General features: G+C 40.7%; 19 protein-coding genes, 1 tRNA gene and 2 pseudogenes. 7 read left to right on the forward strand and 15 right to left on the reverse strand.

Annotation, left to right across the window (positions count from 1 at the left end):
- Positions 1-4 precede the first annotated feature (4 nt).
- Positions 5-649 (forward strand): ABC-2 transporter permease, encoded by a 645-nt coding sequence (locus E4O00_RS07105; protein WP_253676665.1) that lies wholly within the window; start codon positions 5-7, stop codon positions 647-649.
- Positions 650-826: 177 nt separating this feature from the next.
- Here E4O00_RS07105 and E4O00_RS07110 read toward each other — a convergent pair whose 3' ends face one another.
- The 5 genes from E4O00_RS07110 to dxs form a co-directional block, all read right to left on the reverse strand.
- Positions 827-4,183: a right-handed parallel beta-helix repeat-containing protein gene (locus E4O00_RS07110; RefSeq protein WP_253676666.1), complete on the reverse strand. Its 3,357-nt coding sequence runs from the start codon at positions 4,181-4,183 to the stop codon at positions 827-829.
- 447 nt (positions 4,184-4,630) lie between these two features.
- Positions 4,631-5,002: a holo-ACP synthase gene (locus tag E4O00_RS07115; protein WP_253676667.1), complete on the reverse strand. Its 372-nt coding sequence runs from the start codon at positions 5,000-5,002 to the stop codon at positions 4,631-4,633.
- Between the two features lie 6 nt (positions 5,003-5,008).
- Positions 5,009-5,959, reverse strand: coding sequence for a CdaR family protein (locus E4O00_RS07120; protein ID WP_253676668.1), 951 nt, complete (start codon positions 5,957-5,959; stop codon positions 5,009-5,011).
- The gene (gene cdaA, locus E4O00_RS07125) at positions 5,949-6,773 is read right to left on the reverse strand and encodes a diadenylate cyclase CdaA (RefSeq protein WP_253676669.1); all 825 of its coding nucleotides are present in this window, start codon (positions 6,771-6,773) and stop codon (positions 5,949-5,951) included. Before cdaA ends, E4O00_RS07120 begins: the two co-directional genes overlap by 11 nt.
- 3 nt (positions 6,774-6,776) lie before the next feature.
- Positions 6,777-8,711: a 1-deoxy-D-xylulose-5-phosphate synthase gene (dxs, locus tag E4O00_RS07130; protein WP_253676670.1), complete on the reverse strand. Its 1,935-nt coding sequence runs from the start codon at positions 8,709-8,711 to the stop codon at positions 6,777-6,779.
- Between the two features lie 399 nt (positions 8,712-9,110).
- On the opposite strand from dxs, the gene E4O00_RS07135 reads away from it, so the two are divergent.
- The gene (locus tag E4O00_RS07135; RefSeq protein WP_253676671.1) at positions 9,111-9,743 is read left to right on the forward strand and encodes a redox-sensing transcriptional repressor Rex; all 633 of its coding nucleotides are present in this window, start codon (positions 9,111-9,113) and stop codon (positions 9,741-9,743) included.
- Positions 9,744-10,745: a class I SAM-dependent methyltransferase gene (locus E4O00_RS07140; protein WP_253676672.1), complete on the forward strand. Its 1,002-nt coding sequence runs from the start codon at positions 9,744-9,746 to the stop codon at positions 10,743-10,745. It begins immediately after the preceding gene.
- 61 nt (positions 10,746-10,806) lie between these two features.
- Here E4O00_RS07140 and ruvB read toward each other — a convergent pair.
- The 8 genes and pseudogenes from ruvB to E4O00_RS07180 form a co-directional block, all read right to left on the reverse strand.
- Positions 10,807-11,839 (reverse strand): annotated as a pseudogene (ruvB, locus tag E4O00_RS07145) (Holliday junction branch migration DNA helicase RuvB).
- A gap of 11 nt (positions 11,840-11,850) precedes the next feature.
- Positions 11,851-13,026, reverse strand: a complete 1,176-nt coding sequence (locus E4O00_RS07150) for an iron-containing alcohol dehydrogenase (protein ID WP_253676673.1) — start codon at positions 13,024-13,026, stop codon at positions 11,851-11,853.
- 20 nt (positions 13,027-13,046) lie between these two features.
- Entirely contained in the window at positions 13,047-14,537 is a 1,491-nt protein-coding gene (gene glpK, locus E4O00_RS07155) for a glycerol kinase GlpK (RefSeq protein ID WP_253676674.1), read from the reverse strand.
- The gene (locus tag E4O00_RS07160) at positions 14,534-17,152 is read right to left on the reverse strand and encodes a cytidylyltransferase domain-containing protein (protein ID WP_253676675.1); all 2,619 of its coding nucleotides are present in this window, start codon (positions 17,150-17,152) and stop codon (positions 14,534-14,536) included. The genes glpK and E4O00_RS07160 overlap by 4 nt, the downstream gene beginning before the upstream one ends.
- The gene (locus E4O00_RS07165) at positions 17,149-18,102 is read right to left on the reverse strand and encodes a glycosyltransferase family protein (RefSeq protein WP_253676676.1); all 954 of its coding nucleotides are present in this window, start codon (positions 18,100-18,102) and stop codon (positions 17,149-17,151) included. The genes E4O00_RS07160 and E4O00_RS07165 overlap by 4 nt, the downstream gene beginning before the upstream one ends.
- Complete coding sequence (locus E4O00_RS07170) at positions 18,077-19,642, reverse strand: spiro-SPASM protein (RefSeq protein ID WP_253676677.1); 1,566 nt, start codon at positions 19,640-19,642, stop codon at positions 18,077-18,079. Before E4O00_RS07170 ends, E4O00_RS07165 begins: the two co-directional genes overlap by 26 nt.
- A 27-nt stretch (positions 19,643-19,669) precedes the next feature.
- A complete protein-coding gene (locus tag E4O00_RS07175) occupies positions 19,670-20,029 on the reverse strand; it encodes a hypothetical protein (RefSeq protein WP_253676678.1) in 360 nt (119 codons plus the stop codon).
- 3 nt (positions 20,030-20,032) lie between these two features.
- Positions 20,033-20,443 (reverse strand): hypothetical protein, encoded by a 411-nt coding sequence (locus E4O00_RS07180; protein WP_253676679.1) that lies wholly within the window; start codon positions 20,441-20,443, stop codon positions 20,033-20,035.
- A gap of 125 nt (positions 20,444-20,568) precedes the next feature.
- On the opposite strand from E4O00_RS07180, the gene E4O00_RS07185 reads away from it, so the two are divergent.
- The 4 genes and pseudogenes from E4O00_RS07185 to pheT all read left to right on the forward strand — a co-directional run bounded on the left by E4O00_RS07185 (position 20,569) and on the right by pheT (position 24,345).
- Positions 20,569-21,117: an FKBP-type peptidyl-prolyl cis-trans isomerase gene (locus E4O00_RS07185; protein ID WP_253679672.1), complete on the forward strand. Its 549-nt coding sequence runs from the start codon at positions 20,569-20,571 to the stop codon at positions 21,115-21,117.
- Positions 21,118-21,188: 71 nt separating this feature from the next.
- Positions 21,189-22,176: pseudogene (locus E4O00_RS07190) on the forward strand (Gx transporter family protein).
- A 114-nt stretch (positions 22,177-22,290) separates the two neighbouring features.
- Positions 22,291-22,362, forward strand: a tRNA-Gly gene (locus tag E4O00_RS07195).
- A 252-nt stretch (positions 22,363-22,614) separates the two neighbouring features.
- The gene (gene pheT / locus E4O00_RS07200) at positions 22,615-24,345 is read left to right on the forward strand and encodes a phenylalanine--tRNA ligase subunit beta (protein WP_253676681.1); all 1,731 of its coding nucleotides are present in this window, start codon (positions 22,615-22,617) and stop codon (positions 24,343-24,345) included.
- A gap of 12 nt (positions 24,346-24,357) precedes the next feature.
- Here pheT and E4O00_RS07205 read toward each other — a convergent pair whose 3' ends face one another.
- Entirely contained in the window at positions 24,358-25,215 is an 858-nt protein-coding gene (locus E4O00_RS07205) for a hypothetical protein (protein WP_253676682.1), read from the reverse strand.
- A complete protein-coding gene (locus E4O00_RS07210; protein ID WP_253676683.1) occupies positions 25,216-26,070 on the reverse strand; it encodes a hypothetical protein in 855 nt (284 codons plus the stop codon).
- Position 26,071 lies beyond the last annotated feature (1 nt).

Genomic DNA, 26,071 nt, shown 5'->3' on the forward strand with positions numbered 1-26,071 from the left:
TTTTATGAGACAATTGATTTTAACACATATTAGAAAAACAAGAGAAAATAAGTTTTTTATGGTGATACTTATCACAATAATAATACTAACTCCCATTATGGTTATGGGAAATAGTAAATACGGTATTTTGGGATTCTTTTTTCCGTTTGTGGTATCTATGCATATTTTTTCTGCTGCTACAAAAATTGAAAGAATAGAAGGCTTTAGAATCGGCGAAGATATCCTATTAAATTCCTTACCTGTAAGCCGGAAAGAAATAGTTCTCAGCCGCTATCTTATTATTTTTTTATTCGGGATATCGGCAATGCTTCTTTCAGTTTTATCGCATATAACGGTTTCTGCCGTATTAAAAAGACCTATAGTTATATCGAAAGAAGTCTTTATCATTTTTATAGTTTGCCAATTTATATATAACATCTTATTTATTCCCTTGGAATACTTTGACAATAAAAAAGCAAATACTATAAAGGGCATTTTATATGGTCTAACTATTTATTTTGTCAGCAAAAAAAATTTAAGTGTACCTTTCGATTACATAATAAATCTTAAGGGGATTGCACCGGCCCTAGTCTTTGCAGGAATAATTATTTTCTCTATTTATTATTCGATTTTTTTGAGCATTAAAATATATGAGAAAAAGGAATTTTAACTTAGGCATCTAAAATGTATCTTTGTAAGACATTCTTTTATAATACTTTGCAGTTTTATTTTTAGAGTTGAAGCGGAAAGAGCTATTTGCACCGATTGCTTCAATAGCCATCTTTGCCGTACTCAAAACTTATCATTCGGCATTTAATCATCTGTCATTCCCATTCCTAATTCCTCCTTACCTTTGCTGCAAGTAACCTCGATTGTCAATCTTCCATTGTTGGTCGTCTTTCGGTGTTACGGTAAATTTGTTGTGTTCCGAGTTTAAAAGAGCGTCAGAGCCGGTAAGCACTTGCGTAGTCGGCTGATAGTTGCCGGCCGGTACAGTAATGCGTCCTGCAATACCGTCTGCGGGGGTTAAAGTACCGACAATGGTTATTGTTTTACCGTTTGAAAGGTAAATCTCGTTGTCTGTATTTATTTTTGCGCTGCCTTTCATCTTTAAGGGGGGGAAGGTGGACATAACATCTGCAACAAACACGCCGCCGCCTTCTGTTCCACTGTTGCCGCTTATCTCTCCTCCGTTCATGGTAAATGTTCCATGGTTATATACAAACACGCCGCCGCCTTTTGAAGTTGATGTATTATTTTTTATTTCACCGCTTTCCATTGTAAACCTAGTAGTGTTTTTCATATACATGCCGCCGCCTTCTTTAGCCGTGTTTTCGGTAATGGTGCAGTTTGCTATATTGATGATGCTGCCGTCGCTCATAATTGCACCGCCGTAATCCATAGCCGTGTTTTTGGTAATGGTGCAGTTTGCTATATTGATGATGCTGGAGGTGGTCATAATTGCACCGCCATTCTTATACGCCATGCCGCCTTTAAGCGTCAGGTTTTCAAGGGTGAGCGATTTATTAGGGTCACTGATTTTCACTATAAAGATACGGTGTTTAGATTTGCCGTTTGTATCTTTGTTTGCGTTAAGAATATCTGTAGTTTTGCCCGTTTTACCCTGTATTGTAAGTTTTTTCTTGATTAAGATTTCGCCGTTATTGCCGGCTAAATCTGTTGCCTTTATTTCGCCGCTTATAACGATAGTGTCGCCGTCATTGGCTGCTCCTACCGCTGTTTTTAGCTTTTTCCATGGATTTTCATCGGTGCCGGTTATAAGTATTCCAACCTTTTTAAGTTTTCCCTGATTATCTATTGTCCAGTTTATGGTATTTCCGTCTTTAGGTTCCGGCGTTACCTCGAATTTTTTGTAGTTTTGAGGATCGCCTAACATTATAGCTTCGTCCAGCACTTGTCTGCCTTCGTCGTAGAGTGACTCCGGTGTAATACAGGCTGCCGTGTCGGCGGAGGAAAATGCTTCGGTAAGGGTGATTTTTGCGCCTGATTTAAGATAGATGTCGTTTTTTGGAGACATTGTTGTAGAAACCGATGCCGATTTGTTCATGGTTAAACTTGCAGAAGCATCATTTTCAAGATAAATGCCCGATCCTTTACCTCCGCTTTCCGCTTGATTTTGTAGTATGCTTCCATTCATTATAAAAGCACCTTTCTTAATATAAACACCTGCTCCGTCTTTGCTTGAATTGTACTTTATTATTCCGCTCGTCATATTGAAAGTGCCGCCTGCCATATAAACGCCGCCGCCGGAACCGCCCACAGCTTTATTGCCGTCAGTTGACACCTGTCCGCCTATAACAGAGTTATTTTTCATATTGAAAGTGCCGCCGTTCATATATATGCCGCCGCCTTTGTCGGCTTTGCAGTCCGTAATAGTAACATTCCCTACCGTTACGGTACCGCCTCCGCAATAGATTGCACCTCCGCCGAATGTAGCCCCTTCATTTTTACCTTTTTTGAGTGTGAGTTTTTTAAGAGTTAAGTCCCCGTTATTCCATACATCGAAAATCAAACATTTTTCATCGGCATTCAAGATATCGGTACTTTCATTTTCGCCTTCTACGGTAACGGTTCTTTTTACCTCGATTTTAGTTGATCCGTTAGGAGCCTTTATTGTACCGCTTATGATAATAACCTGCACAGTGCCGCCTTCTACCGCTGCTTTTAGCTTTCCCCATGCATTGGGATCGGTGCCGTTTATGGTAACCTGACTTTGTTTAAACTTGACTTTTAGGGTTGCAGCGGCGGTTACGTTGTTAAGGACGTATGTTGTGTTTCCGGTTACCTGGGTGCCGTTTACAGTCCATTTTTCTACTTCCCAGCCGGAATTAGGTTGTGCAACAAAGGTTACGTTTTCGCCGTAGGGTACTTGAATAGGACTAGCCGATGTTGGCGAATTTCCGCTTATTTGGGCGGTAAGGGTTCCATTTCCGCCTTCTACGCTGAAGGTTACGGGGTACTGCTTGAGAACCTTGTAATACACCGTTTTAGACGGAGACGAAGTATACCCTGTTCCGTCCGTGTAATATTCTACCTTGTAGAGTCTTTCGTTTCCACCTTTTAAGCTTAGCGGCGCTATAACGGGATTTGCCTTATACCGTATCGTTGTGTCCTCTGCGATGTCCGTTACCGTGCAGTGAACGGTTGTTCCCGTACCGCTGTTCGCAATTTGTATCCGTGCTTCAGGCGTACCGGCAGTCCCTTTTATAATGACGGGGTCGGCAGCCGAAATTCCGCTTCCCGTACCTTGTTCTCCGATTGTTATGGAAATGGTTTCGGGCGGAGGTACGGGCAGGGCAGTACCCGTTTCAAGCGTTTCGGAGACCAGTCCCTGATTGTCCTTGAGGCTGATTGTGTAAGCTCGGTAAGGCTGTCCGACTGCTAAGCCGGTATTGTAGTATAAAACCCGGTTACCGGACGGAACGTAAGCCGCACCGCTTTCCGAAAGCTGTTTTACTGCCGAATACTCGATAAAGTGCGGATCGGCGGGTTTTACAAAGTTTCCGCCGCTTACCGTCAGAGGGTATGAAGTTCCGTTTATTTCGATTTGTGCAATGTCTTTGTGGAGAAGCCCGCCCGGAACCGCCAGGTCCATGTCGGGAATTTGCAGACACAAAACGTAGTTAGCCGGAGACGAAATTGTCTCGGCAAGAACGGCGGACGGCTTGGGAGGAGGTGTGTTTACTTTAAGGTTAAACTTAAACTTTTTCTTGAATTTTCTGCCGTCTTCGGAGATAAGGGTAATTTCCGCTCCTACAGCATCCTTACCCCATTCGTGCTGCTGTAAAAAGACCGATTTATACGTGATCTCAAGTTTATCGTTTGCCGTTTGCTTTAAGGTATAATCCGTGCCGTATACCGGCTGTGTTGAAAGACCGGGAAAGCTTATAACCTTTCCCGCATCTATGGAGGATGCCGGTGTAAAGAGCTTAAAGTTTTTGGGATTTTGCAGTTTGACATTAACCCTTACATCTTCCGCAGACGATACGCATGTAACACCGCCTATCGTTTTGACCGGCTTATCAATGTCAAAACCCGCAGGAATAACTTCGCTCAACCAGTACTCTAAAAATTCTTCAGGGTCATCTAAAAGTTGTTTACAGGCTGTAAATACGGCGGCTGTCAATAATACCGTTGAAATTGTTAAAATCAGAAAAATCTTTTTCAAATTATGTTTTTTCATAAAAACTCCTTTTAAGAGAAAACTTCCGATTATTTTTCTCCTCTTTTTCCACCCCACATAGCTTAAGGTTCCACCTTAAAACCTCCGTCAAAGACAGTAATACCGGCTTAATGAGTTTGATCGTGTAAGAAAATTTGTGTCGTTTTGAGGGTAAATTTATTTGAGCACAGCTAACCCAAAGTTGTGAAGTTGTGAAGTTGTGAAGTTGTGAAGTTGTGAAGTTGTGAAGTTGTGAAGTTGTGAAGTTGTGAAGTTGTGAAGTTGTGAAGTTTGAACGATATGATGTTTCGTGTCAAGTACGTTTACAAAACTTTCTGCACTTTTTTTGTGAGAATATTTGTATCTTCTATCGGTACATTTCTCTATCATCTCTATAAATTATAAACCCTTTTCTTTAAATTATCAACCCCGAAAATCTTCAGATTTCAAGAACTGCACCGCTTAATCTCAAGCCTCGATTATAACAACGGCGGCGGCGGTAGTTTTTTCATGGCTTAGCGAAAGATGACAAGATGCCCCGCCCTTTTTATTTAAGGCTTCAAGGGCGGTTCCTGAAAGTTTTAAAAAAGGCTTTCCCGCCTTATCGTTTGAAACGGCAATATCTTTTAGCTCTATACCGGTCAAGCCTGTTCCGAGAGCCTTACCGAAGGCCTCCTTTGCCGCAAAGCGGACGGCCAAGGAGCGGGCTGCTCCGTTTTCCTTTGAAAGCACATATTCAATTTCTTCTTTACAAAAAAATCTTTCAAGGAGCTTTTTATCGCTCAGCCATTTTTCGAGACGGGAAACTTCAACTATGTCTATACCGAGACCGAGTATCATAGTTTTTTATTCGGAAGACTTTTCCCTGACTTCAAACTGAATATTTTTCGGGTTTGCATCTATAAGAGAAAGCTTTCCGGGAATAACAGCTTGAACCGGCAAACTGTATATGCCAGGTTTTGTTATATTGCCGCAGTTTACCCTCAAAACATTTGCAGGCGGAACCCATGAAGCAATAACAGACTTAGCACCTCTTACTGTTAGGTTACCGGCAGAAATATCTGAAACAGCCTCAAATTTTGCGTCTAAATTATCAAAGAATAAATTGATCCCTCCATAGGTTTGAACGCTTACTATTTCCCGAATTTTAACCGAATAGGCAATCCTTGAAGTACCGGCTACAGAAACAAGGGGATTAGATGCAAATACCTCCACATAGCCAGAAAAACCCGTTTTACGATTATCGATTTGTATGCTGTTGGTAAGCATTTCTTCCACTTGAGAAACCGCAGAGCGAGGGCCCTTTATTTCTACCGTAGAAGGGTCCACATCTCTTTCATAAACTTCATAATTTTCTGCAGGAACGCCTCCCAAATTCAGACGGACATTAACCCGCTTGGATAAACTTTCTTCAAGAGTTAATTTTATATCGGAGGGTTCAACCTCAACCTCAAAATCGGTTACATCAGAAGCCAAGCCCTTTAATTTTGCCTGAATAGGAATTCGGTATTCCCCAGGATTTGTAATCAAAGATAGATCCATATAGGCGGTAATATGTTCTTCACGAATCGGAGCTATAACTGTTGAATCTCCCCAGACCGAAATTTTTACCAACCGCGGAATATTTACAGCCGGAACAAGATCTCCCGAATTCTCTATTACAAGAGGAGCATAAAAATATTTTTTTTCTAAAAGGCTGCCCTTGTATAACTGCACCAAAACTATGGCCAGTGCAAAACTTATAACCTTTGCAAGCCAGTTTTCCGCTAAACGGTCAATTATTTTTTTAATTTTCATCTTGTAAGGCCTCCGCTAAATCCAAAGACTCTTCTTGAGCAAAATATTTTTTTATTTCCAAAAGCTGTTCCAACTGAGCGACAACTTCATCAGCATCTAAATCGTAGTAAAGGTGGGAATCATAGGCAAGACTCAAGGCTCCTGTTTCTTCGGATACGACAAGAACAACGGCATCCGTTTCTTCAGAAACGCCTATTGCCGCCCTATGACGGGTTCCAAAGCTCTTTCTTATATCCTGCTGTTCAGAAAGAGGAAGAAAACATCCCGCCGAAACAACCATTCCGTTTTGCACAATTGCAGCACCGTCATGTAAGGGAGTGTCATGCCCAAAAATCGTAACCAGAAGACTGGATGAAAGCCCAGCATTAAGCTTTGTTCCCGTGTCGATAATATCCTTTAAATTATTCCGGCGCATAAAAACAACCAGCATTCCCCGCCTTTTATCGGATAAGATTTCGGCAGCTGTAACAACCGAATCGATATGGCTGTGGTTTGAGTGCTTTCCGGTTCTAAGCCAGTTGCTCTGCCCTATCTTTAAAAATATTTTACGAAGCTCCGGCTGGAATACGATGGCGACACCTATGACAAGGCCGGGTCCTAGGGTATTTAAAATCCATAAAAGGGTTTCAAGCTTAAAAATCATGGCAACGGCATAAATTACCAATATCGACATTGCACCCTTTATAAGCTGAATTGCCTGAGTTTTTAATAAAATTTGATAAGCCTTGTACATCAAAAAAGCCAGTAAAAGCACATCAAAAACAGGCCTTAGATATGAATAATAAAAAGCCGTAATGTTTCTAATAAATTCCATATCTTAATGCTCCTTTATCTCAATAGCAGTAGAAGATGTATGAGTTTCTGTAAACAGTAATTCTGCGGCTTGAACGATGTGTTCTGCGGATACTCCTGCTCCCTTAAAAATTTCGGATCGGGTTCCATGAGGGAAGAACATATCTTCAAAGGCAAGCACCTCGGTTCTTTTATTTTGATACCCGGCTTTGTTAATTTGCGAACTTAAAACACGAGATTCCAAATACGAGCTTAGGCTGCCTATCTTCATACCGTCTTCTACAAAAAGAATGTGAGAATAATCTTTTGTAATGTTTAAAAAGTATTTTTCGTCTATGGGCTTTGCAAATCTCAAATTATATATATCAGTAAAAAGACCCTTATGAGCAAGAATTGCAGAAGCTACGTTAACTTCACTATACATTCCTCCGGTACAGGCAATAAGAATGCGGCTCTTATCAGAATTCTTTATAAGTACTCCGCGGCCTTTTTCTATACCATGAGAAAATTCGGGGATTTCCTTAGGACAATCGGCCTTAGGATACCTTATTGCTACCGGGTTATCCTGGATGAGGGACCACGAAAGCATTAGATCCAGCTCTTTTTCTGATGCAGGACAAAGGATTGTCATATTGGGAATGGGCCGAAGCAATGCTATATCAAAAAGCCCCTGATGGGTTTCGCCGTCAGCCGGAACAGGGCCCGCACGGTCTATGGCAAAAACCACAGGCAAGTTTTGTATTGAAGTGTCGTGGATAATCTGATCTATTGCCCGCTGTAAAAATGTGCTGTAAATTGCCGCAACAGGCTTCATCCCTGCAGAGGCCAGACCTGCTGCAAAGGTAACGGCATGGCCTTCGGCAATACCTACATCAAAAAATCTTTCAGGAAATTTATTATGAAATATAGAAAGACCGGTTCCCGACTCCATGGCTGCCGTTACGGCCGCGATCTTAGGATTCTTTTCGGCTGCCTTTATCAAGGACTTTCCGAATGCTTGAGTAAAGGTAATAGCATCGTTTTTTTCTACCTTTCCGTCGGCAATATTAAAGGGGCCGATTCCGTGGAAGGCTGCAGGATTTATTTCGGCCAATGGATAGCCCTTACCCTTGGTAGTTTCAACAAGCATAACAACAGGACTGTTTAATTTTTTTATGTTTTTTAAAACCTTTTCAAGCTCTCTTAAGCTATGGCCGTTTATCGGACCGACATATTCAAAACCGAAGTCAACAAAGATGTTATTCTTGTAGAAAATCCCCTTCATTCCTCTTTTTAAACGCCAAATTACAGAATTAAGTTTGTTTCCTACAAGGGGAATCGAACCGATAGCCTTATCAAATAGATACTTAAAACGCTGATAACCTGCATGAACGGTAAGACGGCTCAAATACTCGGAAAAAGCACCGGTATTTTTGCTGATAGACATTTTATTATCGTTGATAATTACGATTAAATCTTTTTTTAACTCTCCGGCATTGGAAAGAGCTTCAAAGGCCATTCCGCCTGTCATGGCACCATCGCCGATGACGGCTATAACTTTTCCGTTATCATTGTTTAATCTTTTACCTTCAAGAATTCCTAGGGCTGCGGAAATGGAGGTTGAGGCGTGGCCTGTATTAAAGGCATCGTGGACGCTTTCTTCTCTTTTCGGAAAACCCGAAAGGCCGTCCCAAAGGCGCAAGGTAGAAAAACGGGCTTGTCTGCCTGTTATCAACTTATGAGTATAGGCCTGATGGCCGACATCCCAGACAATGGCATCATGGGGACTTGAAAAAACCCTGTGAATCGCAAGCGTAAGCTCTATTACTCCCAAATTGCTTGCAAGATGGCCGCCGTTACGGCCTACTACAGAGAGAATTTCTTTTCTTATTTCTACAGCGAGGGCTTTAAGTTCATCATAGGAAAGGAGCTTTATATCCTCGGGGCCTTTTATTTTACTTAACAAGGTGTTTTTTGTCATTAATATTCCACCGAAATCTAAAAAAAAGGGGCTTCAAATCTGAGCCCCCCTTCCGTTTAACCGAAAGCTATAGATATTTGAACAATTAGGGGTAAACCCTCCTAATTTATTTCTTGTTCTTATGTCGATTCTTTCTAAGCTTCTTCTTTCGTTTATGCGTCGACATCTTCTTTCGTTTTCGTTTTTTTCCGCAAGGCATTCCGGCTCTCCTTAAATAATAGTATAGGCTCAATAATATTACAAAATTGATAGCTTGTCAATACTAAAGCTCCATTTTTTTAAGGATAATTTAAAAACATCATTAAAAATGCAAAACAATCTATAATTGTTACCTTGACATTGACAAGTATTTAAATGTAATATCTATCATTAAATACTTTTACTTTTAAGAAGGATTCTATGACAAAACAAAAAGTACCTGCAGCTCCATCTGTGCGGAGACTTCCCTCTTATCTGCAGCTTGTAAAAAAAGCTGAAGCCGATAAGTTGGAATATATATCGGGAACAGTTATTGCCGAAGAATTGGAGCTTGAACCCATTCAGGTCAGAAAGGACCTGACAATTACCGGAATTGTAGGTAAGCCAAAAAAAGGCTATCCGGTTAAATCTCTAATAACCGCCATCGAAAAATTTTTAGGATGGAATAAAGCAAAAAAGGCCTTTGTAATAGGAGCCGGAAGTTTGGGCACAGCTCTTTCAGGCTATAACGGACTTAAAGAGTTCGGGCTTGAAATTTGTGCGGCCTTTGATTCCGACAAAAAGAAAATAGGAAAAGAAATCCACGGACTTCCCGTGTTTAGAATTGAAGAATTAGATCAAAAAGTCAAGGAATATAACCCTGAAATCGCTATTTTAACCGTTCCTTCAGCCTATGCCCAAGAAGCTGCAAATACATTGGTAAAAGCCGGTATCAAGGCAATTTGGAATTTTACCAGTATCAAAATCAATGTACCTGCCGGAGTTGTAGTACAAAAAGAAGATTTGAGCTCAGGATATGCCATGCTCGGTGTTATGATGAGCATAAAAAAATAAATGGAAAAAAATCAATATCAGGCGGAGCTTTTTAAAAACCGCCTGCAAAAACGCTTTAAACATTTATCAAAATGGGCAAGACGGGAAGGAATTTTTGCCTACAGGCTGTATGATAAGGATATTCCTGAAGTTCCTCTTGCCGTCGACCTCTACCTAGCCGAAACAGACGGAATGGAAAAGACCGCTTTTTTGGTTATCTATCTTTACAAGAGACCCTACGAAAAATCCCAAGATGAAGAAAAGGAATGGCTTTTAGAAATTGAAGAAGCGGCGTCTTCAAGCCTTTCTATACCTAAGGAAAGAATTTTTACAAAATTGAGGGAAAAGCAAAAAGGAAAAAACCAATACGAAAAGGTTAACTCAAACAAAAATCTTATAAGGGTAAAAGAAGGAGAATGTTTATTCTACATAAATGTAGAAGACTATCTGGATTCCGGTCTTTTTTTGGATCACCGCCCTGCCCGTTCCATGATTTTTAAAGAAGCAAGGAACAAAAAAGTTTTAAATTTATTTTCTTACACGGGAAGTTTTTCGGTTCATGCTGCAAAAGGCGGAGCCGTTTCAGTAGATTCGGTAGACCTCTCAAATACCTACTTAAATTGGGCAAAAGAAAATTTAAAACTAAACAAGCTTTTCGATGAAGAAAAAAACCGGCTTATAAAAAGCGATGTAATCCGGTTTTTGGAAAAAGCAATCGAAGAAGAAAAAAAATGGGATTTAATTATCTGCGACCCTCCGACATTTTCAAATTCGAAAAGTGCTGATGTTTTTGATGTAAACCGGGATTGGCTTAAACTCTGCCTCCTCTGCCTCGACGTACTTTCAAAAAATGGAAGACTTTATTTTTCGACCAATTCCAAAAAAATAAAATTCGACGAAGAAGAGCTGATTAATTCTTCCAAAAAAAAGATAAGGGTAAGGGACATAACAAGGGCCTCAATCCCCGAAGATTTTAGAAATCAAAAAATACACAAGATGTGGATGATTGAGGAAGACAAATAGACCAGCCTAAACACTAATCACAGCGACAGGTCTCAGGTTTAATCGAATAGACCGGCCATATCTAATCAAATAGCCCCTCTTGCCCATCCCCTACCCTCGGCGGATTTAGTCCCAGATGCTCATAGGCTTTGAGCGTAACCATGCGGCCGCGCGGAGTGCGTTGGAGAAGGCCCGACTGGATGAGATAGGGCTCGTAATAATCTTCCAGAGTGTCTTGAGATTCTCCTATCGAGATTGCAAGGGTTTCGGCACCAACGGGGCCGCCTGAGTAATTTTCGATAATCGAACGGAGTATCTGCCTGTCATAGGTTTCAAGTCCGAGGCCGTCGATGTTAAGCTGCTTTAGACCTGCGGCGACTGTCATCTCGTCAATCGAGCTCTTGCCTGCAACCTGAGCAAAGTCCCTCATACGCCGCAGCAAACGGTTTGCCACACGCGGAGTTCCGCGGGAACAGCGGGCCAAGGCAAGGGCGGCTTTTTTTTCTATCTTGATTTCGAGGATAGAAGCGGAACGGCTTATAATCGAGGCAAGCTCTTCATGACTGTAAAACTCAAAGCGCTGCACAATGCCGAAGCGGCTTATGAGGGGGCTTGAAACCATTCCGGCCCTCGTGGTCGCCCCGACAAGGGTAAAGGGCGGAATCGGAATGCGCACAGTTCTTGCTCCCGGCCCCTGCCCTATTATCCAGTCGAGTTCATAATCTTCCATTGCGATATAAAGCATCTCTTCGATGGCAGGTTTTAGACGGTGAATCTCGTCTATAAAAAATACGGAGCGTTCTGTCAGAGTGGTGAGAATGCCTGCCAAGTCCTTGGGCTTATCGAGGGCAGGAGCTCCCGTAACCTTAAAGTCTACACCGAGTTCATTGGCCGTAATTTGGGCAAGGGTTGTTTTACCCAAGCCGGGCGGGCCTATCAAAAAAAAGATGATCAAGGCTCTCGCCCCTTTCGCGGGCAGCTTTTATAAAGACGGATAAATTTTCTTTTGCCTTTGTCTGCCCCTGAAAGTCTGCAAGAGAGCGGGGACGAAGAGCTCTATCCTTTTCGTCCCCGGCCTGCTCTTCGGGGCGCACTACCTCAAAATCATCGCTCATAATTTTATCGCTTAAAGTGCAGCCTTAAAGATTGCATAAACATCATCGGCTCTAAGCTCTTGAAAGCCGTAGATAACTCCGTTTTTGCCTCGGTGAGCAACGGCTGCTTCGGCCATTTCTCTTAAATGCTCTTCACCGATTCCTACTTCTTTTAAGGTCATCGGAATGCCGAGAGATTTAAAAAAGCCTGAAGTACACTCGATTGCTTTTTCGGCTGTTTTATAAACTTCTTCTCCCTTAGGGAGTCCCCAAACATTTATGCCGTAATCGGCTATCTTTTTTACGGTTTTATCGTTTAAGCAATGACGCAGCCAATGAGGGGTTAAGATAGCCAAGCCGACCCCGTGAGTGATGTCGTAAAAAGCGCTCAGCTCGTGCTCCATAGGGTGAACCGACCAAGCCGTTTTTTTGCCGCTGCTTAAAAGGCCGTTTATAGCCCAAGTGCCTGCCCACATAAGGTTTGAGCGGGCTTCGTAGTTTTCGGGATTTTCAATAGCCAAGGGGCCGTACTCTATACAGGTTTTTAAGATGCTTTCTGCAAACCTGTCTTGAAGATAGGCTCCGTCATTTAGGGTAAAATAACACTCGAAGGTGTGGCTCATAATGTCTGCCGTACCTGCGGCTGTTTGATTTTTAGGAACGGAATAGGTGTATTCGGGATCAAGAACCGAAAATTTAGGAAGAAGCGGCGGAGCTCCGAAGCCGAGCTTTTCCTTGGTTTTAAGGTTTGAAATAACTGCTCCGCAGTTCATCTCGGAACCGGTCGCAGAAAGGGTAAGGACTGTTCCTATCGGGAGAACATTTTTAATTTCTGCCTTGCCCGTGATCAAATCCCATGTGCTTCCTTCATAGTTTACGCCCGCAGAAACAGCCTTTGCACAGTCGATGGAGCTTCCTCCTCCGACAGGCAGGATAAAATCCAGCTTGTTTTCGCGGACTATTTTTATTCCTTCTTCAACCTCTTCTATCCGGGGATTAGGAGAAATACCTGAAAGCTCCTTATAAAAGATTCCGGCTTCATCAAGTTTTTTTGTGATTGTGTCATAAAGCCCAATTTTTTTGATGCTTCCTCCGCCGTAACAAAGGAGAACCCTTTTTCCGTATTTGAGAATCTCAGGCGTTAAGTTCTCGATACTGCCCTTACCGAATAAAATTTTAACCGGTACTTCAAATTCAAAATTATACATACTCTACCTCCATAAAAACTTTATGCCCAGTTCATTGAGCGTTCTACAGCTTTTTTCCATCCGGCATAAAGCGAGCTTCTTTTTTCTTCTTCCATGTCCGGCCTAAATTCCCTTTCGATGTCCTGTATTTTTTTTATCTCGCCCTGCTCTTTCCAAAAGCCGACTGCAAGGCCTGCAAGATAGGCAGCACCCAAGGCCGTAGTCTCTTTTTCGTAAGGGCGCAACACGGGAACGTTTAAGATATCCGACTGGAACTGCATTAAAAAATTATTTGCACAAGCCCCGCCGTCCACCTTAAGCGATTTTAAGTTTATCTTAGAATCCCTTTCCATAGCATAAAGGACATCCTTTGTTTGATAGGCTATGGCTTCCAAGACCGCACGGACAATATGTTCTCTTTTTGCCCCCCTTGTCAAGCCCAAAAGGGCTCCTCTTGCATACATATCCCAGTAGGGAGCACCTAGACCTGAAAAGGCCGGAACAAAGTAGACTCCGTTTGTATCGTCTACAAACCCTGCATAGTATTCCGTTTCGTGGGCGTTATAGATAAGTTTTAACTCATCCCGCAGCCACTGGACTGCGGCCCCCGCTATAAAGCTGCTTCCCTCCAAGGCATATTTTACACTATTATCTATGCCGAAGGCAATAGTCGTAAGGAGTCCGTTTTCGGATTCGATAATTTTTTCTCCCGTATTCATGAGCATAAAACAGCCTGTACCGTAGGTGTTCTTTGCAGAACCTTCTTCAAAACAGGCTTGGCCGAAGAGGGCAGCCTGCTGATCCCCCGCGGCTCCCGCAATCGGAATCTTAGCTCCGCCGAAGGTGTGTTCATCTGTATAGCCGTAAACATGACTTGAGGGCTTCACTTGAGGCAGGATGGATCTAGGAATATCCATAGCCTTTAAAAGTTCTTCATCCCACTCAAGAGTGTGAATATTAAAAAGCATTGTGCGCGAAGCGTTTGTGTAATCGGTTACATGCACCTTGCCGCGGGTCAAATTCCAGATAAGCCAGGTGTCGATGTTCCCGAAAAGGAGCTCGCCTTTTTCTGCCATAGACCTTGCCTCAGGCACATTGTCTAAGATCCACTTTATCTTGGTTCCCGAAAAATAAGCATCGATTATCAAGCCGGTTTTTTTTCTGATGGAATCGGAGAAGCCTTTTTCTTTAAGAGCATCGCAGATATCTGCAGTTCTTCTGCACTGCCAAACTATGGCGTTGTAAACGGGGCGGCCTGTGTTTTTATTCCATACAACCGTTGTTTCCCTTTGATTGGTAATGCCGATTGCTGCAATCTCTTGGGTGGAAACTCCGCTTCTTTCCAAAACCTCGCGGGCTACCCCGCTTTGCTTTCCCCATATTTCCATGGCATCATGCTCAACCCAGCCCTGCTTAGGAAAAATTTGAGAAAACTCCTGCTGGGCAGTTGCAAGTTTTTTTCCGTTTTTATCGAACAAGATTGCCCTGCAACTCGTAGTTCCCTGATCAAAAGCCAATACATATTTTTTCATCTTAAATCCTCCAATCTTCCCTGTTTCATTGCATAGACTTCCATACTGTCGCCGAGTTTAAACATCTTGCTTATAGACAAAACTATTTTCCAAAGCAATCCGTTCTTTTTAAGATTTTTACACCATCTAAACCTTTCAGGATGGTGTCCTGTAGAAACAATTTTTAAAACCTTAAAGCCGTACATACCAAGCTGATCTCTAACCGTTTTTGCATCCCAAATGGAATAGTGGTCTGCCGGACTTTCTGCAAAAAATTTATAAGGAGAAAATGTTCCGGTAACTCCTGAAAGATTGGGAGTAGAAAAAGCAAAAATGCCGCCCGGCATCAAAAGATCGTTTACCTTTTTTAAAACGGAATCCAAGTCCTGAAAATGTTCAATAACAAACCACATAGTAACGGCAGCAAAACCTCCGTCTTTGATAGGAGTTACAACAGATTCAAATCCGTTTCCCGTCATTTGCTTTTGGTAAATATAGTCATACGACTCAGGCAAGGCAGGAAAGGCCGAAACAAAGGCCGGCAGTTTTAACTCGTCCGTTACATATTTTACTGCGGCTTCCGAAATATCCGTACCAACAGCGTACCAGCCCGAATACTTTGCAGCAAGGACAAAGGGGCCGTAGGCACAGCCTATATCAATAAGTTTCTTTTCTCCGTCAAAAATACTGTATTCCCTTTTTCGATAAAAAATATCCAGATAAAGCTTATCTATAATTTCCATCCGCCGCATCCCTTGTTTTCTTATAGATTCAAAGTCCTCTAAATAAGTCTTACCGTACTGGGCCTTATACTCATCAAAAAAATATGTTTTTGTATATTTATTTGGAGGGCTTACTATAAAAGAAATATGATACATTCCGCATCGGTAGCAACGGCCCATCGTCCTATCGGGAGTTCGTACAATAATTTCCGAAGTACTGTCTTCTCCGCAAACAGGACATAGGTGTCTTGACCCGAAAGACAAATTTTTTATGAGAGAAGGAAGATCCTTGGATTCTGAGTACGGCGTAATTATATTAGGTATCTTAATTCCATGAGAAAATACATTAGCAAAATCTATAACCGAAGGTATTCCTGCGGGAAGAGATGTAAAACCCGCAGCCAAACCTAACTTATAATGATAATCGGTAGGAGAAACCAAAAGAACATAACAGCCTGCCGCCAAGGCTTCAAAAGCAATAAACCCGTAATGAGTTACAACCAAATCCCATTCATGAAGCCTCTCCTTTAAATTATCTATTCTGGAAAAAGCCTTAACCTTTCCATCAAATCGTTTTATATCCTCAAAGCCTAAATTTATATCTATTGCAGAAACATCAAATTTTAAAGAAGCCAAAATTTGTGCAATTGGAAGGGTCATCCTATAAGAATTTTCTCCGCCGCAAACAACAAGCACCTTCGTTTTTTTTGGAGCCAAATGTATTTTTCTGTTTTTAAGCAGTCTGTGACCCGGAATCTGCTTTCTTCTATTCACTGGAAGAGAAATCAGCTCAGGCGAAAAAAGATTGGGAACCCACTCCGACATGGCCCCATCATCTGAAGAACTTACATTATCTAGAGAAGGCAATATATCCAAAATAAAATCGGCTAGCCGTCGGCCCGTACCGCCCTCGTCAATTACCAGAACCGGTCCCTTATTTTTAAAAAACGCCATCTCATCTTCAGAAGTTTTAAATCTATCCAAAACTATGAGGGCTGCCTTTTTTGGAAACTCATTTACGATTATATCCGATGGAATTGAATTTAAAAGAGCTTTTGAAAAATTAGGATAATCGGATTCCGGTATATAAATCAAGCATCGTAATTTTCCAAGAAGAGATCTAGCTAAATCGCATACCCTGTGCAGATGACCGCTTCCTCGTCCCGGAGTAACGGAAGGACAAAAAACCACCAATCTATCGGCATAGCTTAAAGCCTCAACTATATCGGCAGCCGTAAAGGGAGAATTTTTTTTACCGATGATTAAGTATTTATAAATTTCTTTTGCCTTCTCATAATCTTCGGCAGTATCAACCGTAGTACGCAGTTCAGGATAATACCAAGCAGGCGGAGCCGTCTCTCTGACACATCTGTATTTATCAGGATGACCGTAAATTGCAGGTGAAACATGTTCATGAGCATATTCGTCATCGGTTTCGGAAGCTGCTTTTAAAAGAGAATCAGCCTTGATAATTTCTATTCCCGATCCGTGAGGCAGTCCTGTATAGGTAAAATAATCCGGCTCCCCCAATTCAAAATAACGGCGGATAGAAGCTTCAGCCGCTTGAACAAATAAAAAAGGATTATCGGCTGTAACCCGAATAATTGCTTTTAAAGGCGTTTTTGAAAACTTAGAATTTACAAACTCAACCGCATCACAAAACCGTTTTAAAACATCTTCTTCAGAGCCGTCAACGCAAAGATAACCTAAGGATTCCGCTATGGGCTGAAATTCTTTTTTTGAATTTGTATCGCAGGCCAAAATAAAATGCTCGGCAGGAAGCTCCCTAACCGAATCCAAAACTCTGTATAGGATAGGCTTGTCGCCCAAATCCAACAAGGCCTTTCTAACCAAACGCTTAGAGCTCAAGCGGGCTTGCACAATTACGGCCGTTCCTTCATATAAACCAATCATATACTTGGCTCCCATTTATAAATTAAATCTTGAGGTGATTGTACAAAACGGTATTTGTTTATATGAACCCAATCCTGTACTGCTTTAAAATGTTTATAGGCCAGAAAAGGATTTAAGCCGGATCTTACTGCATAAGAAAAAAACAAATACCAAGGCAAGCACCCTCCTTTTTTACCTACAAGAGGGGCTAAATTTTTTAAATAAAAATTTATATAGGAATTATCTGCAGAAATATCTTCAAGAGGCGGAGCTCCTGCATATTTCATTTTATATAAATTTGAAATAAGAATTTCCATTCCCCATAAATGAGTTCTAAAACCGAAGTCCAAATTTTGCCAATACGGATTCTCTATAGTATAATCAAACCCTCCGATGTCAATAAATTTTTCCCGATTATAAATACCTACAAAATCATACATATAAATTGTATGAGTCAAATCTTTTCTGCAGAAAAATTGTTCAGTCGAAAAATCTCGGTGAGTAACCGATGGTACAATTTGTACGGGGATGAGAGAATTTTTTTCATCTATTAAAACGGGTGCAAGACAGACTACATCCGATTGATTAAGGATATCCGTCAAATTTTCAGGGAGAGCCGAAGATGACAAAACCATATCGTTCCAAAAAACCATAACATAATCGGAGGATGTTTCCGAAATCCCTAAATTAATCATCTCGCCCACGGTTACATTTTCGAGAGGAATTAAAAATTTTACCTCAGGAAATTGAGAAGATAAAGATTCAAGCTCAAAGCCGCGCGGGGAACTGTCCACAAAAACAATGGAACTCAAACCTAAATCTATCAAATTTTGAAAAAGAGAAGAAAGATAATATCTTGCACCCCTGTTTAAGACTACAACGGAAACAGCCGTTTTAACATCCCCGGAGCTTTTTCCTAAAACCGTATAAGGGATTTTTCGTTCATTAAAAATTGTAGGTATAGTATTCATCGCAGTATCCGCATAAATCTCCGTATTTGCATTCCAAATGTTGTCTGTATACCTCAGATGCTTTTTTACGGATTGAATCTAAGCTGTCCGAAAAAGCATTGCCTAAAATATTTTTTCTTTTAACATCTTCTTTACAAAGAGGCACCGAACCGTCAGTTAAAACATACAAATCTCTTTTTAGATGCCAGCATGGATGCCTGTTAAAAGGCGATAAGTCTGCAACCCTCTTATCTTCAAGCAATTTGCAAAATGTATCGTATTTTTGAATAATTACATTCACACCTAAATTTTTCCAAAAACGGTAAAATGGTTCTACTTCTACTTCGTTTTCTTTCATACGCATAATTTGAGCCCATACGGCATCGGGAAAAACTTTTTTTAAACTGTCTGTAAATGTAAGAGCTTGTTTTAATTTAATGTTTGCCTCATCTTCGCAAAGGCAGTGAACCTTAGCATACATACCCGAACTTACCGCATCAATACATACAATCCAATAGACGGGAAGCATTTTATTTTTTCTTTTTGGAGCTGATGCAATAATTTTTTCGACATTTTCTATAAATGATGAAGGCCAATATAAGCCGCAAGTTTCAATCAAAACGGACAACTTAGGAAAAGACAAGATTTTTTCGATTACAGAAAGAGTATCGCTATACAGTGAAGGCTCGCCGAAAACCGAAAGAGAAATTACGGCATCATCCGAATACTCCGCAATTTTTTCGATAAGAGAAAAAAGTGCCGTCTTATCCATTTCGTTTTTTTCTTCAGATAATAAAATTTCGTTGGGTTTATATATCGACTTAAGAGGATAGGAGGAATTTATTTCAAGGCTATAATATGCAGGAAGGGTAAAAAGCTCTTCTTGTTTTTTGTTTATCAGTTCTGCATAGTTTTCGGCATTTATACCTTCAAAACGGCTGCACAAAAGAGCATTGCGTTTTGAGTCGGCGGCAAAGCGGAGACGCAGATGCCGTAAATCGAAGGGTGCTATCATGGTTTCGATATCATAGCTGTTTATTTCTTTTTTTATCGTATCAAAAATAAAAGAACGCTCAAACGAGGTTTCGTTTTCGGAAAGTTTTGCAAGAATAGGACAAAGGCCCGAAGTAAGAATTTCCGGTAGAAGCCCTTCCGGATATCCGTCCGCAAAGCTGTACTCGGCCCTGTACTCCATATGCTGCTTAAAAAGTTTTTCCGCCGCATTTAAATCGATAAAGGGTTCATCTCCATGCAGAAAAAAAACATTTTCAAAACCGGAAGATTCGGCTTCTTTTGCCGCCTCTTCAAAAACGGCTTGAGGACTTATTTTTTCCAGAACTGAGACCTTCCAATCTATTTTTAACTCTTCAGATTTTATATTTTTTAAGATAGAATTGATAGGTTCTTCACATGAACAGGAGGTTAAAACAAGGATTTTTTTACAATCGGGAAGAGCGGCAGCAGCACGGAAAGATGCTTCAAACGGAATGATACCGCTTTCCAAATTTTTAAAAGAATATTCCGAAATATCATAGGCGGATAAAACAGCAAAAGACTTCATAGCTCCTATATCGGCAAAAAAGGAACTTTATTTTAATTTTTTAGCCGCAGTCAATACTTTTTCTTTGGAAGAATAAAGCTGAACGCAGGATCGTTGAATCCAGCCCTTCCCCAAGTTTACCCAAAGAATTTGATCTTCATTTTCTTTTACTATTTCAAGTCCTTCAACCGGAAAGACATCCAGCTTTCTGGCATGAGAGATGGTTATGCCGTCATTCCCCGGCTTGTCTAAAAGTGAAACATAGGTTTCGATTATTAGGGCAAAGCGGTTTGCATCATTCATCGCCGAATCGGGCGGCAAATTCAAGGTTTGTAAAGGATCTTCCTTTGTGCAGGATAGAATCCCTGTAAAAACAAAAAGAAAAAAAAGAAGAGCAAACCGCTTCATATATTAAAGAAAGATAGCCTTTGAAAATAAAAGATGCAAGGCCGCAGAAGCTAAACATACATAGCCGATTATTTCGTCATAATTTTTTATTAAACCGAAAAAATCGGGCAAGGTAATATTCGAATTAGACTCCAAATATCTTCCCAAAAATACTACCGAACCTGCAAGACCTGCAACTACGGGCAAAAAATCTCCCAATATCACTATATTCGTTCCGACAGGGCTAAGCATCTTTGAAATGGCCGTAAAACCTGAAAAAATTGTAAGCAATAACAAAAAGGTTGTATCCCTTAAAACGGGATATTTATTTTCACGGTCAGCAGGCTCATCGCCTCTGACAGTTTTGTCAAAAAATACTAGAGTAAGGCCCATAATCAAATTTGTTGTAATTGAAAGAAAATAAAAAGGTAACATTTTGTCCTCCTGTACATTATTGAAACTTGCAATAACTGCATTACACTAAGTTTAAGTCATTTTATATAAAAAATCAAGAGGTAACATTAGTCTTGATTTTTGTTTATAAAATATGTATTATCTTTATAATGAAAATAGAAAAAGATACAACAGTCAGTTTGGAATACACACTGAAAGATGCTAACGGCGAAGTTCTTGATTCGTCCGATGTAATGGGTCCGTTGGAGTATATCCACGGATATAATATGATTATTTCAGGCTTGGAAAAAGCCCTTGAAGGCAAAGAAGAAGGAGCCGAGTTTAAACAAGTTGTTCCTCCCGAAGAAGCCTACGGCGAGGTCTTTGAAGACCTTATAGTTGAAACAAACCGCTCCCAGTTCCCCGAAGGTGCCGAGTTGGAAGTAGGACTTGAATTTGAAGCAGGTGAAGGTCATCACACCCGGATTGTAAGAATCACAAAAATAGACGGTGATAAGATTACAATAGATGCAAATCATCCGCTTGCCGGAGAAACCCTCCATTTTGATGTAAAAGTCTTATCGGTAAAAAAGACCACCGAAGAAGAATTGCAGGCCTTAGTTCAGCAAATGTCCGGAGGATGCGGAGGCGGCTGCGGATGCGGTCATGAATATGACGAAGACGCTTGCGGCTGCGGGTGCTCGGGTTGCCGCTAAAAAACAAAAAAGCAGATTCACTTATTCCCTTGTTCGGAGGATTTTGTTTTTTTCTTTCGGCAATCGAAATAATGATTCCCAAGCCTGTTCCTTTTTTTTAGGATAGGCTTGGCTAATCTGCCCCTTCTTTTAGGTATCGATATCTTCTCTTTTCCGGCCTTTATGCTTCTTTTGCTTATAAAGGTTTTAGGCCAAGCCCTAATTTCGGGAACTCTTTTTTCGTACATTCTTCTTTTTTCTGCAATCGGAACCTTTTCTTCAGGACTTTTAATGTATTCTATGAGAAAAATTCCGCGGAAAGCCGTCTCATTTATAGGAATCAGCTTGGCAGGAGCCTTTGTTTCAAACAGCCTGCAATTTCTTTTGGCAGTCCTGCTCATGTTCGGAAAATCGGCTGTCTATATAATTCCGCCCGTATTTTCTTTGGGGGCAATAACGGCAATTGCTTTAGGATGGTTTGCTTCAGAATTCGAAACAAAATCTGTCTGGTACCAAAGAGTAAAAGCCGAAAGATTCGACTTTGTTTCGGATAATTCTCAAGCGGTCAGAAAGTATAAGACTAAAGAAGAATCCGAGCAAACAAAAAGCAGAGCTTTAAGGGATAGATATCTTAGGATAGGTTCAGGCATAAGCCTTTTTTTAATCTTGCTCTTTGTGCCTTTTCTGCCGGTACAAGCCATTGTCATGGGGGCAGCCCTGATTCTTTGTGCAGCCGACAGGCAAAAACTTAATTTTTTAAATTTAATCTTTATGTTTACGGCCATTACCGTTTTTAACCTTTTTCCGCCCATGGGAAAGATAATTTTCAGCATAGGCAGTATCGATGTAACCCATCAAGCCCTGTTACGGGGATTTGAAAAAGCTATTGTTTTGACGGGCATGATATACATATCGAAATGGATGCTTAAAGCAAGGATGAATTTTAAAAGCCGGATAGGAAAATCAATAGAGGAAGCCTTTGAAGTCTTTTACAAGCTGTTATCCGTAAAACACGAAATAAAACCCAAAATGATAATCCCCACAATAGACTCCGTTCTTTTAAGCATAAACAGACTTTAGAATACTCCCAAGCTCATCTATTTTTATCTATAAATTATTCGCCTGTAATTTTTATGTTTTTTTTAAAAAAACTATTGACATAAATTTTAAAAATCTATATAATACCAAAGTCTTGCGGATGTCGTATAACGGCTATTACCCCAGCCTTCCAAGCTGGAGACGTGGGTTCGACTCCCATCATCCGCTTATTTTGTAAGTCTATATCAGGTTTCTATTTACAGATTTTCAAATCCTAAAAAAGTTTCAATTATTTTTTCTTTTTGCTGGACTGTCGCATAAAATGTCGCATGAATTTTATGGGCAGTTTTTTTATGCAATGAGTAAGTGTTACAAAAATTACTTATCACATAAAAAGGAATTTTCCATAGTTCCCCTTATAGCACAAAGGCGCAATTTATGATATAATTTTTCTCAGTTTTTTTAACTGCGGAGGATAAAATGCCTAAAATTGAAGTAAATGAAAGCCTTTTTTTTAAGATGCTGGGAGAAACACACGGTTACGATAAACTTGAAGAGATTTTAACATCAGCCAAGGCAGAACTTGACGAAAAACCCGATACCTCGCTTCCTGAAAAAGAGAGGATTATTAAAATAGAATTAAACGACACAAACCGCCCCGACCTTTGGTCTACCGCGGGCCTTACAAGGCTTTTACGCATTCATGCAGGAGGCGAATCAAATACAAAAAGCTATCAAAACTTTCTTTCATCAAAGGAAAAAACTCAAAACTCCGCCGAGCGTATAGTTAAGGTTTCGCCCGAACTTAAAGACATCCGCCCCTTTGCAGCAGGCTTTGTAATTTCGGGTAAGCCCATAGATGAGCTCATGCTTGCAGACATAATTCAAACACAAGAAAAACTTTGCCGCAACTTCGGAAGAAAACGAAAGACCGTTTCAATGGGAGTTTACCGCTCAAAGCTTATAAAATGGCCGATTGATTACACGGCTGTAGATCCCGATAAGCAAGAGTTTACTCCGCTCGACATGGAAAATCCTCTTTCATGCCGAAAAATTCTAAAGGAACATCCCAAGGGAATCGAGTATGCTTCCTTACTTGAAGACAAAAAACTTTTTCCTATTCTAAAGGATGCAAATGGAGAAGTTCTTTCGATGCCGCCTGTTATAAACAGTGCAAGGATAGGAGCCGTCCAAGCAGGCGATGCCGATCTTTTTGTAGAATTTACCGGTACGGACATGACAAGCATCCTCCTTTCTGCCAATATAGTCGCCTGCGACTTTGCCGACTGCGGATACACAATTCTTCCGGTAAAAATAGAACATCCTTATGAAACCGGATACGGAAAAACCGTCACAACCCCGTTTTATTTTCAGGGAAATGCGGAAACTACAGTAGAAGCCGTCAACAAGCTTTTAGGTTCCTCCTTTACGGCAGAAGAAATTGCCGAGGCCCTAAAACGCATGGACTCGGAAACCGAAATTTCGGGGAATAAGATTACGCTTAAACCATCTCCATACCGCAACGACTTTTTACATGAAGTAGACATAATCGAAGATGTAATGATGGGTAAAACGGTTAACTTCTTTACTCCGGAAACGCCCAACGAATTTACAATCGGAAGACTTTTGCCTACAACCATGCTAAGCCGAAAAATAAAGGGCCTTATGATAGGTATGGGCTATCAGGAAATGATTTTTAACTATCTGGGATCAAAAAAAGACTATATCGAAAGAATGTGTATCGACGAATCTTCGGTCATCGAGATTTCAAACCCAATGTCCGAAAACTATCAGTTTGTCCGCCCCTCTATTCTCCCCTCTCTTTTAAACGCCGAAATGGGCTCTGCAAATGCGGTCTACCCTCACAAGATTTTTGAGACGGGAAAAATTGCCTTTTTTGACGAGGCCCACTCCACAGGCACAGGTACAGCCCAAAGTTTAGGCTTTTTGACGGCAGAGCAAAACGCCAACTTTAACACGGCAGCAAGCGAGGCGGCAAACCTCTTATATTACCTCGGAATAGAATACAAGGTTTGCGAAACCGATGACCCGCGCTTTATTTCGGGAAGGCAGGCAGGCCTTCTTTACAAGGGAGAACAAATAGGAATATTCGGGGAGATTCATCCTCAAGTCTTGGAAAACTGGGACATAAACATTCCCTGCTTTGCAGGCGAATTAAACATAGAAAAGATTTTGGAAACTCAAAACTAAGACAAAACTTTTTTACTCTACCTGAAAAATAAAAGAAGACCTTTTTTCATTTCCGCTTTTATCGAGGGCGGTAATTATAAGCTCAATTTTTCCTGCGGGTAAATTTATCTTTCCCAAATGCATCATGCCCTCTTTTTGATACAAAAGGGAAAGAGAAGCCTTTTTATTTTGCAGGTAAAGATCCTTACCGTCCGAACTCAAGACCTCAAAGGGAAGATCTGCTATATTCATTCCGTTAATCGAAACCGTCACCCTAAAAGGTGCGAGAGGCTGCCCTCCTTTTTCGGCTAAATCAAAGATTGAAGAATAAAGATCATAGGCCCCCTGCCTTATTTTTTTTACCGTTTCAGGGTTAAGAACCTGCTTATCTCCGTTTATCAAAACGGTATTTTGAATTTGAGGCTCGGTTTTGTCTTCAAAGGCGGGCATAAATAAAAGAGGATTGATTAAAACATTATTGCGGGTATCTGCAACCTGAAAAATCAAAGTCTTTTCCTCTGTCCATGCCGATTTTCCGGCATATCCCAAAACGGAACCCGATTCCGTTTCTTTCCGTGCATTAAAAATATCCGTGTCCGAAAGATTGGCATAAATACTTTGTAGACCTTCATCATCAATGAAGACCACGGCATTTCCCAATGTGCTTGGAAAAAATCGGCTGCCGCTTTTGCCGTCTATATTTATTAAGTTCTTACCGTAGCCCGAAGCCCTCACCTGCTCAACATCTTTAAACACCAAGGAACGGGAAACGGAAGCCCCATCTTTTTGGGCAAATAAACGCAAAAGATAAGGATTTTCGACAGGCCATTCAAAGGAGTAAGAGCATAAAAAGGTAATAAAAAATAAAAACTTAGAAATATGTTTTTTCACTTAAAGCCCCCTTACATCCAATGCAGCAATCTTATCGTCTGTACCTATATAAATTTTATCCTCTTTTTGAATTAAAAAAGCATTTTTAGATTTAAACTTAGTTTTTCCTATCATAAAATTAGGAGGATCAATCAGCAAGATTGAACATTCATCTTCTTTTTGAAGAAGCACCGTAAGCAGATTATTTTTATTTTGAAAGCCCAAGCCTGAAATAAAGCCTTCTTCTTTTATAATAGAAAGAGTCAAGTTTTTACAGTCTACAATTCCTATACCTTCCGCAGATTCAAAAACGGCAAAATCCCCTGACTTATCAAAAGAGGCAAAGGCCTGCCTTCTTAAATCTTTTTCGAAATACGAATGGTAGATTATTTTATGCTGATTTCCTGAAATATTTATAAGAACAACTCTTTGCTTGTTGAGTCCGCATAAACAAAGAACCTGTTTTCCGTCTTCGGAAATCGCAGCACCCATTATTGACTGATAGGTACTGCCCCCGGGGTAAAAACTAAAAAGAGAGTTTCCATCGGAATCAAGGCAGACTAAAAGCCCGTCAGAATGACCTATAACACAGCCGGCCTTGGAGGACTGAAAAGCGGTTATAGGAAAGGTATGAGTATAGTGCCAGAGCTTTTTACCTGTATTGTCGTATTGTGAAAGTGAAGAACCTTCAGGCTCAAACAAAAAAATCCTATCATTATCCAAGTAAACATAGCCGGGCTTATCGATACGCAAAAAAGGTTTTTCCAAATCGAATTCTTCAGGCGTGTAAATATCTGTAAAGAGAGGCTTTTGAGGATATTTTGTCCAAGCATAAGAAGAGGCAGTGAATCTGTCTTCCGCAATTTCGGACCGCAAA

The sequence above is a fragment of the Treponema sp. OMZ 788 genome (assembly GCF_024181245.1).
Taxonomy (GTDB): Bacteria; Spirochaetota; Spirochaetia; order Treponematales; family Treponemataceae; genus Treponema_B.